Origin of the sequence: Sphaerospermopsis sp. LEGE 00249, assembly GCF_014299995.1 — a bacterium.
Classification (GTDB): domain Bacteria; phylum Cyanobacteriota; class Cyanobacteriia; order Cyanobacteriales; family Nostocaceae; genus Sphaerospermopsis; species Sphaerospermopsis kisseleviana.
Genome location: NZ_JACJUZ010000013.1, coordinates 58,179 through 72,696, shown reverse-complemented (window position 1 = coordinate 72,696; position 14,518 = coordinate 58,179). Strand labels below are relative to the sequence as shown.

The following is a 14,518-nucleotide window of genomic DNA, read 5'->3' as shown; positions in this document are numbered from 1 at the left end:
TTTTCCAGTACCCAATTTTCTCCAACCAGTTCTGTATCTGTTACTCCCGATGTTCGCAACAAGACTTTTCTCTTATCTCTGGTACTGGATCATAACCACCAGGGTGGAAGGGATGACAACGTAAAATTCTGCAAATAGACATCCAACCACCACGGAACACCCCAAAACGCTCAATAGCTTGGATAGCATACATTGAACAAGTTGGTTGAAAGCGACAAGTCGGGGGAAACAGAGGAGAGATGAATAAGCGATAACCTTTAATTAGCCCAATCAATAATATTTTCATGCCCAAATCGCCTACAGTAGTATTAGGTTTAAATAACAAGAATCACAGTCTCAAAATTATCAGTTGCGTCATTGTTGATTACATAGTTGATTACATAGTTGATTACATAGTTGATGACATTTCTTGGTTTAGAATCTATTCTCCCATTGTGGCAACAAATTTCCGTTGCTGCGGCTTGGGTATTACTTGTTATCCTCATCGCTTGGTTAGTTAGTCGCTTTACCGACAGTGAACCCGAAATTATCCGTAAAATAGTCCATATTGGCGCAGGTAATGTAATTTTACTAGCTTGGTGGTTCAATATCCCTGCTATTATTGGCATTACATCTGCAATTTTAGCTGGCATTATTACTTTATTATCCTATTTTTTGCCCCTTTTACCAGGAATTAATAGCGTTGGTCGTCAAAGTTTAGGTACATTTTTTTATGCAGTCAGTATTGGGATTTTAGTTGCTTGTTTTTGGTATTTACACCAACCCCAATATGCTGCATTAGGTATTTTAATTATGGCTTGGGGAGATGGACTAGCGGCTTTAATCGGGCAAAGATTTGGTAAACATAAATATAAACTTTTTGGTGCAAACAAAAGTTGGGAAGGTTCTTTAACCATGACGTTTGTTAGTTTTTTGATGACTGTGTTGATTTTACTGCCAACCCAAGGAAACTCTTGGGAAATATGGCTGATATCAATAATTGTAGCTATTATAGCTACATTTTTAGAAGCTTTTTCGTTTCTGGGTATTGATAATTTAACTGTTCCTATCGGTAGTGCAGCTTTGGCTTATGGTTTAATTCAAATATTAGTTTTTAATGGTATAGATTGGGCGAATTTTTATTAAATGTTTATTAAATGCGATCGCCACCGCTAAAGTCATAGGGAATAGGGAATATGTAGGGCTTGCTGAATAAACCCAAAATACTCGTAAATCAAAGGTTTGAGGCTGATCAGGAGGAAAGAAAGTGCAAGATTTTTGAAGGGTATACCTTAAAAACTGTGCATTTTGGGTCTGATAAATTAGAAAATCTGGGGATAACAGATAGCTAAAACTATTCCCTATTCCCTATTCCCTATTCCCTGCCTCAACGAAGGGACTTTTTCAGCAAACCCTATGTAAAGAATGTTTTCCCCATCTCCCCATTTTCTATCAACAGGTTAATTCTGCCATTAATTCGGAAACTGAGATGATGCGATCGCCTGATCCCAAATTAGCACCAGAAAAAATTAAACCATTTTCTATGTCTCCACACGCTGCTTTAGAAAGTGCTTGCAGTAAACAATAGGTTTTTTTAGTATCTCTACATAAACAAGATTCTAAACAATTTGCTATACATCTACGTTCTAACAATGATAAATCAGCGTTAGCGCAGCTTATTGAAGATATCGCCATTTCCGCAAAGGCATTTTTTAAAGCACGACTGGGTTTTCCTACTGGACTCGGTACTGTCACAATGTCCTCTGGAGTTGCTCTTAGATGAAATTCTTTATACCGCAAATCAGCATCACATTCTTCTGTAGTAATAAAGCGAGTACCAATTTGTACACCATCTGCTCCCATCCCTAATATCTGATCAATTTCTGTGCGATCGCTTATTCCCCCAGTAATAATTAATGGTATGCTCTTTTCTTGTTGTGCTAAATACTCGCGTAATTCAGTAATTACCCACTCAATGGCAAAACCAGGAAAATTCGCCTGTTCGCACTGTGAAAAATGTCCTCCCACCTTTTGACAATTTTCTAAAATCAAAGCATCAGGTAAACGATTATACTGATTTTTCCAAGTTTCACAAATCAACTTTGCAGCTTGCACGTTAGCAACACTCGGCACTAATGCCACATCAGGATAGTCTACCGTAAATTCTGGTAAAGTCAAAGGTAATCCCGCACCAGTAATAATTAAATTCGCCCCTGCGGCTGCCGCAGTTTGAGCTAATGTCAAATAATCTCTAGTAGCAACTAAAACATTAACACCAATAATTCCTTCTGGGCTAATAATCCGTGCTTTGCTGATTTCATCTTTCAATGCTAACTGATTCGCTGTAAAAAAACTACCCCGTTGGCGTTTGTGAAAATACAGAGAATTTAACCCTATTCCCATTGAAGCAATGACACCCATTCCACCAGCGTTAGCCACTGCACCAGCCAGTTTAGCACCAGATACACCCACAGACATTGCACCTTGAATAATTGGATAGCGGGCAATGTGTTCACCAATTCGCAACGGATGAAGGATAGACTTTATACCAGAACTATTCATTAATTAACTAAATAACCTCTAGGTAATCTTATCATTATCAGTGACAATTTCTATGGATGATGATATGATTGTTAATCAATATTTTAATCGTTTAATCGTTTACTCGTTCCCATACTCTGTATGGTAATCAATTAAGAAGTCTCTGACTTCTATTATAGGCAGAGCCTATATCATTGCATTCCCAGTCTGAGACTGGGAACGAGATTAATTATCAATTATCAATTATCAATTATCAATTATCAATTATCAATTATCAATTATCAATTATCAATTCTATTATAGGCAGAGCCTATATCATTGCATTCCCAGTCTGAGACTGGGAACGAGATTAATTATCAATTATCAATTATCAATTATCAATTATCAATTCTATTATAGGCAGAGCCTATATCATTGCATTCCCAGTCTGAGACTGGGAACGAGATTAACGAGATTAATTATCAATTATCAATTATCAATTATCAATTATCAATTGCGAGTATATCTATGTTTAACACCCACAGGAAAATATTCAGCATCACCAGTAGGTTTTAATTCTACTTGGGGTGTTTGATATTCCACCGGAACATAATTAGCAAACTCACTATTTAAACGTAACAATTGAGCAAGAATAGAATTAGTAATAGTTGCAGTTTTTTCAATGCTACCTTCTACCCCTGGTGCTAATTCCACAGCAACAGATAAAAAGCGATTTTTATCTTGATCTTCTTTTACCTGTAACACAAATTTACCCGTTACCCATTCTCTAATTATCGGTTGTTCTAATCCCACAGTCACATTTTCAGGATAAATATTTGCACCAAAATAGGAAACGGTAAAATTAGCACGTCCAAAAACATAAACAAATGGTAATTGATGTATTCCTCTATTTTCACCCAACTCAGCAACCGGATCAAACCCCCATTCAGCTAAGAATTTCACCATCTCTTCATAAGTAATTAAACCCCCATGATCTAAAATATTATATCTAATTAAGGGAATGCCATTATTACCAGAAAATATTAATCTACCGTTTTCAACTTCAAAAAACCGACTACAAGGATCGTACTGTACCAATGTCGGTAAACGAGATTCACTAAATAATGCTTTTGCTGCTTTTGGGTTTGCTGCTAAAAATCTTCTAATACAAATACTTAAAGGTGTTTCATTTCCTAAAACTCCTGCGTCTGCTGTTCCATACATTGACGCAAAATCATAACAAGGATTTTCTGATCCTATTCTTTCACCTACTAAACTCCGCCATTCTTCACTAAATACTTCTCCTGCCATTACTAATTTAATATGATATTGTTGCCACTGTAAACCATTGGTAATTCCCGTATCAATAACATCTTTTAAAAAGGGTGGATATCCTAATAATACAACTTGTTCAAAATTACCACCTAACTCTTGCACAACTCGTAATATTTCGGTTTTATTATTTCCAGGTGTAATGACTGTAATGGGATAACCTTTAGTTGCTAAATACCGACAACAATTGGTAGTGAACATTCCCCCTACCCATGTTCCCAAGGTAAAACAAATTATTGCTAAGGTGCTTTTATTATCTGCATCAAAACTATCATGAAAAATCTGCTCAAACCGGGTGGCTATTTGTAATTCATCAGTGAAGAAACGCGGCCAAAATGTGGGTTTTCCCGTTGAGCCAGAGGAAGCCGCGATCATATCACAGCTTCCTAATATTCCATCTTTACATAGTTCTGGTAGGGTGTAAAGAGAAATATAATTTTCTTTACAAATAACTGGTAATTTTTGGAAGTCTGCTAAGGTTTGAATTGTTGCCGGGTTGATGTGATGTGATGCTAAAAACGCTTTGTAAGCTGGTACGGTAGCTGCTACAGTTTTAAATAAGTTAATGGCGATTTCTTGTGGTGTAGTTTTTTGATGTTGTTCCAGTGTTTCTGCTAAGGGAGTAGAAACAAATTTTTCTAGTTCTTGAATCGCTTTTTGTGTTTTTGGGTTCATAAGGAAGGAGTTCAGGAGGTAGAAGAAGTAGGGTAAGTTAATAACCCAGTCACCAGTCACCAGTCACCAGTCACCAGTCACCAGTCACCAATCACCAGTCACCAGTCACCAGTCACCAGTCACCAGTCACCAATCACCAGTCACCAGTCACCAGTCACCAGTCACCAATCACCAGTCACCAGTCACCAATCACCAGTCACCAGTCCCCAATCACCACAATAGTTCGTAAATTACCTTTTTGATATTGTAGAACTGTATCAGTATATTGATCTATGTTCCCTACCATGTCCGTCTATTGCAGCAAACAACACGCAAATAATAATGGTAACAGTTTTTGTACTCAGTGCGGAGAATCTTTACCGCTGACTGTAGGACAGGTCATCAATAATCGTTATGAAATTGGGCGTATACTGGGGCAAGGTGGTTTTGGGCGGAGTTATTTGGCGATTGATAGACAAAAAGCCCGTGAAAAGTGTGTTTTAAAAGAATTTGCGCCCCAAGTCACTAAAAAAGAAGATTTACAAAAAGCTCAAGAGTTATTTGAACGGGAAGCGAACGTACTTAAAAAAATCAAACATCCGCAAATTCCCAGATTTCATGAATCTATACAAGCTAAAATTGGTACTAAAGATTTTTTCTTTTTAGTGCAAGATTATGTGGAAGGTGCTAATTATTATCAGTTATTTGAACAACTGCAAACACAGGGAAAATCTTTGAGTGAGGAGGAGGTAATTAACCTTTTACACAAGATTCTCCCGATTTTGAGTTATATTCACTCTTTAGATATTGTCCACCGTGATATTTCGCCTGATAATTTGATTTTACGCCAAGGTGATAATTTACCTGTGTTGATTGATTTTGGTGGTGTAAAACAATTACCAGCTTATCAGGGTTTTTGGCAGACTAAGTTGGTGGGAAATGGTACTTTATTAGGTAAAAAAGGTTATGCACCAGAAGAACAGTTACTTCAGGGAAAAGTATTTAAAAGCAGTGATTTATACTCATTAGCGGTAACGGCTTTGGTGTTAGTGACTGGTAAAGAACCGCATTTACTTTATGATAGTTATAACGGGACTTGGTATTGGGGAAAGGAAATTAAAGTAAGTCCGAAATTAACAGCAGTCTTAAAAAAGATGTTGGCATATAAACCAAGCGATCGCTATCAAACAGCAGATCAAGTTATCAAAGATTTACCACCACCAACATCTGTTTCTGGTTCTGTTTCTACAGCTATCCATAACATAAATACTAATCCAAATACTATGCAACCTTCTGTTAATAACAAAAACACTCACCTGAGCAGGTTACAAACAATGGTAGCTGCACCAGGGAAAAAAGTATATAGAACTACTCACATGGCATTGCAAAATATACCGATGCCTATATGGTTGCGTCCTTTTGCTGTCACTTTTACTATAACTATGGGAGTCGGTTTAATTGGTGGTGGTATGTGGGCCTTAGGAAATTTTATGGTAAGAAGTGTTACATCAATTAGTTTACCTAAAGTGGAAGTTCCCGGTATACCATCTATCAATAATCCTACCAATGTAGGAAATAAAAACCGCAGTGTTGAGGAGGTTTTTAACCGTGTGCAAGAGTTGGAAATTTCCCAAGCGGTGTTTACTAAGACAGTAGATGAAAGATTTTATGCTATCAGGCCAGGGTTGCGGGGAAGGGTATTAACAGATAAACCGGAAGATCGGGTTTTACGGGAACAGTGGAATAGTACAGCAGATGAGTTGTTAAAGAAAATAGAACAAGCTAATTTGAGTCAGATAGCACGGAGGAAAATAGGTAGTTATAGTATAGAAGATTCCCAAAGATGGGATAGACTAGCTCAAGGTGGTAGATTAGGTAAATATCGTTCATTTCAGGAGTTAAGAGAGGAAACATATCAAAAATTTGATCCATTGTTTCCTGGTCAAGTGCGTGGGAAACTAAATCAGCAGACTTTTATGCAGTTTTGGTATGCGATCGCATCTGATCAAGTAGGGAATAAGTGACTGGTGACTGGTGACTGGGGTATTAATTTTCTCCTGACTCCTGACTCCTGACTCCTGACTCCTGTACGGGCGAAGTAGGGGCGAAGCATTCGGAAAATAACCTGTGATAAAAATTGATAATTAGTTGCCCGAATGCTTCGCCCTTACAGGAAAATAGCCTTTTCATAAAATTGATAATTTGTTGTCCGAATGCTTCGCTCCTACGACTCCTGACTCCTGACTCCTGACTCCTGACTCCTGACTCCTGACTCCTATTCCCTATGACTAATCTTTATTGTTCTCAAGGACATCAAAATCCATCCGGTAGTAAGTTTTGTCTTCAGTGTGGTGAGAAGATAATAGAAACTCCTGTCAATAGTAGTATTCAAGCAGGACAAACTTTAGGCGATCGCTATGTTATTGTCCGTCAACTCGGACAAGGTGGGTTTGGGAAAACTTACTTAGCTGAAGATATTAACCGTTTTCGAGAAGCTTGTGTTTTAAAGGAATTTTCTCCCCAGGTGCAAACTCCTTATATTGTGCAAAAAGCAGAGGAGTTATTTCAACGAGAAGCTAGTGTTCTTTATCAATTACAACATCCTCAAATTCCGCGCTTTCGGGAACTATTACGTATTAATTTACAAGGTAAAGAATCTCTCTTTTTAGTGCAAGATCATGTAGCAGGTGAAACGTATAATTCTTTATTAAATTCCCGCAAACAAAAAGGTTTAAAATTTACAGAAATTGAAGTTCGTCAGTTATTAGAACAACTTTTACCAGTTTTAGAATATATCCATCATGTAGGTGTGATTCATCGTGATATTTCTCCTGATAATTTAATCTTGAGAATTGTGGATCAATTACCAGTTTTAATTGATTTTGGGGGAGTGAAACAAGTCGCTCAAACTGTCGCTTCTCAATATTATCAATCTGGTGAAATTACTTCTGGAAGTAGTGGAACTTTGTTAGGAAAAATTGGTTTTGCACCTCCAGAACAAATGCAAACCGGTTTAGTATATCCTCACAGTGATTTATATGCTTTAGCTGTGACAGTGTTGGTTTTACTGACAGGAAAACTACCACAGGATTTAATAGATACACAAAATTTACAATGGCTATGGCGGCGAGAAATTAGCCTTAGTCCTTTATTGGGGGACATTTTAGATAAAATGCTATCTCCCAGACCAAGCGATCGCTATCAGTCAGCACGTCAAGTTTTAGACGCACTGAATGGAAAAGCAGTTAATAACTCTCCTCCTGTCGCACCTACAGTATATCCAGCTACTCAACCCCCAAAACCCACAACTTCCCCAACCACCGCAGGAACTATAGCAGTTTCTCCTCCCAAAACTCCCGCACCTCCAGCAGTTGCTACTCCCACACCCCAAAATACAAGTATTTGGACTACAACAAATGTATTTATTGTGACTGTGGCGTTATTTAGTAGTATCGGTTTATTGTGGTGGGGTATTAGTAACCGTGGGAACAACCAAGATGGAAGTAACCCGGATATTACATTAAGTCCTACACCTACAGAAACCCCCACCACCCCGGAAAATAATTTTTCACCTGAAGAAAGAGAACGTAAACAAAGATTGAGCGATCGCCGTCAACAGCTAGGTATAGATAATAACTTTTATATCAGTTTAATCAACCAACTTTTTTGGGAGAAAAACCCCAATATCCAAGGACGTGATTTAAATAATACACCAGAAGACGAAGATTTACGGGAAGAATGGGATCAAATAGCCGCCCAAACCCTAGATAAACTGTCTCTTTTGAGTAGTAGAGCGCTTAGACAAATGGGAACTTATACCCCAGCAGAACGCGATCGCTGGAAAGTAGAAGTTAACCGCAGAAACGTCAGCAGTCGTGCTTTGTATGACTTAGGTGATGCTGCCTTTTTCCGTGTATTCCCTGAATATCAAGGTAAAAATTTTATAGAGCAACCCGTTGGACAAGTTTGGCACGCATTTGTTAATGATAAACTCAATGCTATCCTTTCTAATAGTGCCTTTGCAAGAATAGTATTTGATCCTGGGACTACAGGTAAAACAGTTACTGGTAATCTACAACCAGGAGGAGGTAAAGTTTTCATCGCTGGACTAGCAAAAGATCAAATCATGGAAGTTAAACTAGATGCTAGTTCTCAGGTGTTATTATCTATTTATTCTCCCTCTGGTAAAGTCACATTTTTAGAAGATTCTACGGTGCGGACTGTATCCAAAACATTACCAGAAACGGGATTTTATGAATTTGTCGTAGTTTCCACAGCTTTTAAATCTACAGATTATCAGTTAACGGTGACAGCAGAAAATCCCCCAGAACCAGAACCTACACCTACAGAAACACCTACAGAAATACCTACTCCAGAACCTACTCCAGAACCTACTCCAGAACCCACAGAAACACCAGAATAGACAGAAGTTTGTAAACCACAAAAAATTCCTTGATGCTTATGAGTGAAAAAATTCAGACCCAAAAAGACAAGTTACACGCAAGTAACAATATAGAAATAAATCAAGATATCGCAACTGAAAAAGTCCTATGTCCCCATTGTAAACGCACTGCTACAAATGGGATTAAATGTAAAGGAATTTGTGTGGCTGATAGTGATTATTAAGAATTGATAATTGATAATTGATAATTGATAATTGTGGAAATTAGTGTAAGTAAGCTGTTGTGTAGCTAGATTGTATAATAGGGAATTAAGTAACTAAGACTAAGCTGTTGTGCATTTAATTTGTATAAGTGGAACAGGCATCTTGCCTGTTAAACAAGAGTTTAAAATATTAGTCCTATACAATTTAGCTGTGTAACAGCTTATCATCCGAATGCTTCGCCCTGACTGTGGTCTAAAGACATGAAAACTGCTGTAATAACAAGGATGCTCCTGTTCTTTCAAATGACATAAGTGTTAATGAGAGAAATTTATAACCTATTATTGATGATTTTCTTCTTTTTTGCTGACTGCTAAATGCTGATAGCTGAATGCTTACAAATGAGTTAAGCGTGTAAATTTACTTGTTCTTGTAACCAAGAGTCCACAGGTTGTCCATCTTTACGTTTCAGTTCTATTTCTATTACCATCACTTCTTGAGAACCAGGAGGTGCAGGTTTTTTATGAAAAAAAATCTCATATTCTAACGGGTTTTGATTATGTTCTTTTAACCAATCTTGCACTTTTGTTAAAGCAAAGAATGATTGTCCTTCCGCAAACATTCTGGTAATTTGCATTTGTAGGGTGTAAGGATTAATGCGCCCCATTGTTTACTCCCATTTTTTTACTTTTTTGGTATCTTCAACTATTATAATAGTTTTGTAGGTAAAATCAGGTATATTATGAACAACGATTTACTCGCTTTTTTTGCAGGTTTCGCTTTACTCATTACCTATCTCATCTTTTCTGCGCTAACGGAAATGGGTACTAAATTTCCTGGTAAAAGAGATAATAGGTGACAGGTTACAGGTTACAGTTATTAATGATTTAAAATTAGCTAAACTACCAATTTTAGAGAATGTCAAAAATACCAGATCCACAAAAAAATCACATCAAAATTGATCCAGCAACTTTGGTTTTAATAGGATCAGCTTTGATACTTTTACCTTTGTTGTTTGCTGGTTTTATGGGATGATCAATGAACTCGGTTTGCTTAGTTTATTCCATCGCTTCATTCACCGGGAAACGATCAATTAATTGCATTGCTCTTTGGGCATTTTTTCGTAAACTATCAGTAACAAAGGGAACATGAGGAATTTGTGATAATAAGTCTAGAGTACGGCGCAACAACCTAACTACATCACCTTCATCTAAAGTTGTATTAGCACAAAGTTGTAACCAGTCCATTCCTAACGCCCATTGTTCTACAACTGCAATGAGTTCAAATTCTAACCAAATAGGTAAAGCTACGTTATGACGGTGTTGAATTTGAAACAGCTTGCGACGAATACCCCGGAGTTTGGCTAAAGCGTCTGCTGTTTCGTTACTGAGGTTAAAACGTACCCGACTATCGGGGCGTGGTGTTTCTGTGACTAAAGATGCTGCTGCTGCTGCTAAGTGATGAGGATCTAAATTATCTAGTTCTCCACTGGCGATCGCCAATCCTAACCATAACTCATTTTCACCCCGAATTGCTGCGGCCATTTGTCCTAGTTCTGTGGGTGCTAAATTATCCAACCCGCCAAAGTGCTGTAATATCTGAATTAAATTCAGAAATTCTTCCCAGTGTTGCTGTGAGTGTTGTTTTACTTGTTCTTCTAACTCTTCTAGTTCCGCTTCTAATTCTACACACCGCGCTCGTTGTTTAAATATGTTGGCAATATTCCCTGATTTATGCAAGGGATGATTTTCTATTTGTGATTGTACTGCATTCACCCGACTCAGTTGAGCAGCTACTTCCGGTGTCATGTACATATATTCGCTCGGATCGGGTATACTCTGAGCGATCGCCTCTGTTGCTGCATTTCCCCGCACTGACTGACCCCGTTTTAAACCTAGTTCATCAGGTGGTAAAATATCCTCTGGTACTTCTACTCTGGGCATCTCTGCATATAAATCAATTACATCTGCTGTTGTCGCTACATACCAGCGGTTATCCTGTCCTAAACAAACTAAGTAAGAAGTAGGTCCAATTTCAGGAGCTTTACCATATAATATAGCCGTTAACGGTAAAGTCGCTGTCATGTTTTTATCTTTTAAACTCAACAGCGTTCCTGTCACGGCAAAATCTAACATCATGGAAAGTTGCTCTTGTCTGTCTTCCCGTGCTTGTTCCTGTAGAGTTTTAAATATATGCCGTTCTACTTTTAAACGCTGCCGCAATTTTTCATAAAGTGCAATTTCATTTTCATCTACTGCGGCTAATTCTGCTTCAATTTTTGCTAACTCTGCTTTGATAGCTGCAATTTCATCATATTCTGGTTTTAAATACAAAGTTGCCATATACTGGCCAAAACTGCGTTCTATCAGTTCCTTTGCTTGTTCTAAGGTATGGGTTTGCAAGAGGTTTAACACCATCCCATAACTGGGAGTAAACTGACTCACCAAAGGATCTGGGGGAGATGTAGCTAAATAAGCAGCTTCTTTTGCACCTTCAAAGGGAGTTTGTAATGTCACAACGTGACCTTGTAAATCCATGCCTCGACGACCAGCACGCCCGGACATTTGCAAAAATTCCGAAGCTTTTAATAAACGATGTCCATTATCAGTGCGTTTAGAAAGGGTAGAAATAACTGTTGTCCGTGCTGGCATATTAATACCTGCTGCCAGAGTTTCCGTAGCAAAGACAACTTTAATTAAACCTTGTTGAAAAAGTTCTTCAACCAAAACTTTCCAAGCTGGTAAAATTCCCGCATGATGCGCCGCAATACCTCTGTACAGGGGTGCAATTTGTCCAGTACGTCCTGCTTCTGGATTACGGGCTAAAAAATCATCAATCTGCCTACGTAATATTTGGGATTCTTCATTATTGACTAACCATAAATCACCCACCTCAGCAACCGCTTTATCACAACCTCTGCGGCTGAAAATAAAGAAAATGGCGGGTAACATATCGCGCTGGGCTAATTGACTCAGGGTATAAACTATTGCTGGTGGTTCTGGACGATTACCTTTACCTCGTTCTCCTATACCCTTTTTACCGCGTCTAATTAAACGTTGATTAATTTTAGTTTTGCTGTCATTGAGGAGGGGAAATAAACCTTTAGGGTTGCAAAAGTGAAATTCTAAGGGAACTGGACGAAAATCAGAATAAATCAGGTCTGTAGGTCCATGAACACGATTTAACCAGTCTGTGAGTTGTTCACTATTAGCCACTGTAGCGGAAAGGGCAACCAGTTGGATTTCACGGGGACAGTAAATAATAGATTCTTCCCAGACTGTACCCCGTTGGCGATCGTTCATGTAGTGGCACTCATCGAGGACTACAGCCTCAACGTCTGTTAAAGAGATCCCGATTTGACCTATGGGTGTGCCATAAAGCATATTACGGAAAATCTCGGTAGTCATGACTATAATCGGTGCATCCCTGTTAATGGAAGCATCTCCGGTTAAAAGTCCAACCATATCAAATCCGAATTTTTCCCGAAAGTCGCGTAATTTTTGATTAGATAACGCCTTCAGGGGAGTGGTGTAAAATACACGCTTACCACGGGATAAAGCGCGATAAATAGCGTATTCCCCAACCAAAGTTTTACCCGATCCTGTGGGCGCACAGACAACCACTGAGCGGCCAGCATTGAGAGAGGCGATCGCATCTAGTTGGAATTGATCCAACTCAAAGGGAAAAATCGACCCTAAATTAATTTCTGAAGAGGGTGCGGTGTAGTTCACTCAATCATCTTTTGCATCCAGACTATCTACTATCATAACCTGATTGGGGAAGAGGTGATGAGTAATTGGTAATTGGTTATTGGTTATTGGTTATTGGTGGGTTGCATAGTAGATTATTTATGCGTAAAATCACGCAATTTAAGTAATTATAATTGCTCTACCCAAAAAGTATCATGTAAAATTCCCTTTATATCTTCAGCAAAAGGGTATTGATCAGGAAAATCAAAACCTTTATATTCTTGCCTAACTCCTTCTAAAGCAACTTGCCAGCAATTTGGCAAAACTTCGTTAGCATAGCGTTTAAGACTGGGTGAATCATCAAAAATATCCTGAAGTTCTACGCGAAAATTACGAATTTCTACTTCCCAGTGATGAAATTCTTGAGGAAGTGGTAAATAACAGCGTTTAAGTAGATGTGCCAATAATTGTCTTAAAAAACTTCTCACTTTTTGGCGATCGCTTCTGCCCAAACTTTCAATCTCCTCAATTAAGTTTTCCCAGTCTACATTTTGATAGTTTTTTTCTTTCAATAGATTAACCGTTTCTTCAATCCAGAGAGCATAATCTGTTTTAGTTAGCATAGCATTTTCCCTTTTATTTAATTTTACACTTTTATCAATCATTTTACTGTTTCTGCAATTTTGCGTAAGACTCGACACACAGACTCTAATTCACTTTGAGTAGTTAGAGGTGCAAATACTCTTGATATGGCATACTGCTGATTTTTGACTTTGACAAAGACAATATCATCACCATTAGTTAACATTCCAAAAGTAGGCAAATCAGTATTCGGACTGGCTATTAAATAAGCAAGAGTTTGGGGTAATGCTGACCAAACTGATAACATGGTTTTTTTGGACTCTAAAACAATTATCCAAAGGCGATCTTTCAATACTAAAACATCTATTCGACCTTGTAGAGTTTCTTCGCTATCGGCTATTGTGATTTGTACAGATTCTTCAGCTTTGATGCGGAAAGGTGGGTCATATAAACCAGCAACAGTCAGCAATGGAGAGACAAGTAATAGCATCACCGTACTTTCTAACAAATGCCCACCAGATCGATGATAAATATAACGTTTCCATAAAATTTCTAGGTTGGTGCGGTCATTAGGGTTAATCTCAGGTAATTGATCATGCCATTCTGTGAAAAAATCCTGAGATTCACTGCGAGTTAAACCAAATCGTTTTTCTGCTTCAGCAATGGTGGTGATGGTTTCAGTAACGGCTAGTCCTTGCATGGTGGATTTTTTCGGTAGTTGTGATTATATTGTCACTGCAACTTTACCAACTTCTGTAGATGGTTCGGGTATGGGTTGTCCATCTTCTTTCAATACTTCTAAATACAATTCTATTGCTTCTTTAATATTTTCCTGTACTTCTGCTAAAGTATCCCCAATGCTTACACAACCGGGTAAGTCAGGAACATAAGCACCCCAGTTTGTTTCACCACGTTCATAAATTACTGTGTACTCAATCATTATATTTCTCCTAATTTCGCTTGCTTCCAAATTGATGAAAGTGTACCTACTGGAATATCATCACTTGGTTTTCCAGGTACAACTACAATACCTGATTTATTTTCATTTTTGAGGATACGGTGACTACCTCTAATGCGATCTATATACCAACCATCATCTTCTAGGATTTCCAGAACTTCTTTAACTTTCATTGTTTACTATCATAGCGTGATGAGTGAT

12 protein-coding genes are annotated in these 14,518 nt (G+C 38.1%); 3 read left to right on the top strand and 9 right to left on the bottom strand.

Going from position 1 to position 14,518, the window contains the following annotated elements; translation table 11 throughout:
• Nucleotides 1-40: 40 nt before the first annotated feature.
• Nucleotides 41-286 carry a membrane protein insertion efficiency factor YidD gene (gene yidD, locus H5968_RS06975; protein ID WP_187039341.1) on the bottom strand — a complete coding sequence of 82 codons (246 nt, stop codon included), beginning with the start codon at nucleotides 284-286 and terminating at the stop codon, nucleotides 41-43.
• Between the two features lie 113 nt (nucleotides 287-399).
• Between yidD and H5968_RS06970 the strand changes: the two genes are divergently transcribed.
• Complete coding sequence (locus H5968_RS06970) at nucleotides 400-1,125, top strand: diacylglycerol/polyprenol kinase family protein (RefSeq protein ID WP_187039354.1); 726 nt, start codon at nucleotides 400-402, stop codon at nucleotides 1,123-1,125.
• Nucleotides 1,126-1,431: 306 nt separating this feature from the next.
• Here H5968_RS06970 and H5968_RS06965 read toward each other — a convergent pair whose 3' ends face one another.
• Entirely contained in the window at nucleotides 1,432-2,541 is a 1,110-nt protein-coding gene (locus tag H5968_RS06965; protein ID WP_187039340.1) for a nitronate monooxygenase family protein, read from the bottom strand.
• Nucleotides 2,542-3,009: 468 nt separating this feature from the next.
• Nucleotides 3,010-4,506, bottom strand: coding sequence for a phenylacetate--CoA ligase family protein (locus H5968_RS06960; protein ID WP_187039339.1), 1,497 nt, complete (start codon nucleotides 4,504-4,506; stop codon nucleotides 3,010-3,012).
• A gap of 284 nt (nucleotides 4,507-4,790) precedes the next feature.
• On the opposite strand from H5968_RS06960, the gene H5968_RS06955 reads away from it, so the two are divergent.
• Together H5968_RS06955 and H5968_RS06950 are read left to right on the top strand one after the other, a co-directional pair.
• Entirely contained in the window at nucleotides 4,791-6,509 is a 1,719-nt protein-coding gene (locus tag H5968_RS06955; RefSeq protein ID WP_187039353.1) for a serine/threonine-protein kinase, read from the top strand.
• Between the two features lie 260 nt (nucleotides 6,510-6,769).
• Complete coding sequence (locus H5968_RS06950; RefSeq protein ID WP_187039338.1) at nucleotides 6,770-8,908, top strand: serine/threonine-protein kinase; 2,139 nt, start codon at nucleotides 6,770-6,772, stop codon at nucleotides 8,906-8,908.
• A gap of 586 nt (nucleotides 8,909-9,494) precedes the next feature.
• Here the strand turns inward: H5968_RS06950 and H5968_RS06945 are convergent.
• From H5968_RS06945 to H5968_RS06920, 6 genes are all read right to left on the bottom strand, one after another.
• A complete protein-coding gene (locus H5968_RS06945) occupies nucleotides 9,495-9,755 on the bottom strand; it encodes a hypothetical protein (RefSeq protein ID WP_096565554.1) in 261 nt (86 codons plus the stop codon).
• Between the two features lie 391 nt (nucleotides 9,756-10,146).
• Nucleotides 10,147-12,819, bottom strand: a complete 2,673-nt coding sequence (locus H5968_RS06940) for an RNA helicase (RefSeq protein ID WP_187039337.1) — start codon at nucleotides 12,817-12,819, stop codon at nucleotides 10,147-10,149.
• Nucleotides 12,820-12,965: 146 nt separating this feature from the next.
• Entirely contained in the window at nucleotides 12,966-13,400 is a 435-nt protein-coding gene (locus H5968_RS06935; RefSeq protein WP_187039336.1) for a DUF29 domain-containing protein, read from the bottom strand.
• 38 nt (nucleotides 13,401-13,438) lie between these two features.
• On the bottom strand, nucleotides 13,439-14,059 hold the full coding sequence (locus H5968_RS06930; protein ID WP_187039335.1) for a type I restriction endonuclease: 621 nt from the start codon (nucleotides 14,057-14,059) through the stop codon (nucleotides 13,439-13,441).
• Between the two features lie 24 nt (nucleotides 14,060-14,083).
• Nucleotides 14,084-14,299, bottom strand: coding sequence for a type II toxin-antitoxin system HicB family antitoxin (locus H5968_RS06925; protein WP_187039334.1), 216 nt, complete (start codon nucleotides 14,297-14,299; stop codon nucleotides 14,084-14,086).
• Nucleotides 14,299-14,490: a type II toxin-antitoxin system HicA family toxin gene (locus H5968_RS06920; RefSeq protein ID WP_187039333.1), complete on the bottom strand. Its 192-nt coding sequence runs from the start codon at nucleotides 14,488-14,490 to the stop codon at nucleotides 14,299-14,301. The genes H5968_RS06925 and H5968_RS06920 overlap by 1 nt, the downstream gene beginning before the upstream one ends.
• Nucleotides 14,491-14,518 lie beyond the last annotated feature (28 nt).

Coding starts and splice junctions, on each gene's coding strand:
- yidD (WP_187039341.1), bottom strand. CDS start 286: ATGAAAATATTATTGATTGGGCTAATTAAAGGTTATCGCTTATTCATC.
- H5968_RS06970 (WP_187039354.1), top strand. CDS start 400: ATGACATTTCTTGGTTTAGAATCTATTCTCCCATTGTGGCAACAAATT.
- H5968_RS06965 (WP_187039340.1), bottom strand. CDS start 2,541: ATGAATAGTTCTGGTATAAAGTCTATCCTTCATCCGTTGCGAATTGGT.
- H5968_RS06960 (WP_187039339.1), bottom strand. CDS start 4,506: ATGAACCCAAAAACACAAAAAGCGATTCAAGAACTAGAAAAATTTGTT.
- H5968_RS06955 (WP_187039353.1), top strand. CDS start 4,791: ATGTCCGTCTATTGCAGCAAACAACACGCAAATAATAATGGTAACAGT.
- H5968_RS06950 (WP_187039338.1), top strand. CDS start 6,770: ATGACTAATCTTTATTGTTCTCAAGGACATCAAAATCCATCCGGTAGT.
- H5968_RS06945 (WP_096565554.1), bottom strand. CDS start 9,755: ATGGGGCGCATTAATCCTTACACCCTACAAATGCAAATTACCAGAATG.
- H5968_RS06935 (WP_187039336.1), bottom strand. CDS start 13,400: ATGCTAACTAAAACAGATTATGCTCTCTGGATTGAAGAAACGGTTAAT.
- H5968_RS06930 (WP_187039335.1), bottom strand. CDS start 14,059: ATGCAAGGACTAGCCGTTACTGAAACCATCACCACCATTGCTGAAGCA.
- H5968_RS06925 (WP_187039334.1), bottom strand. CDS start 14,299: ATGATTGAGTACACAGTAATTTATGAACGTGGTGAAACAAACTGGGGT.
- H5968_RS06920 (WP_187039333.1), bottom strand. CDS start 14,490: ATGAAAGTTAAAGAAGTTCTGGAAATCCTAGAAGATGATGGTTGGTAT.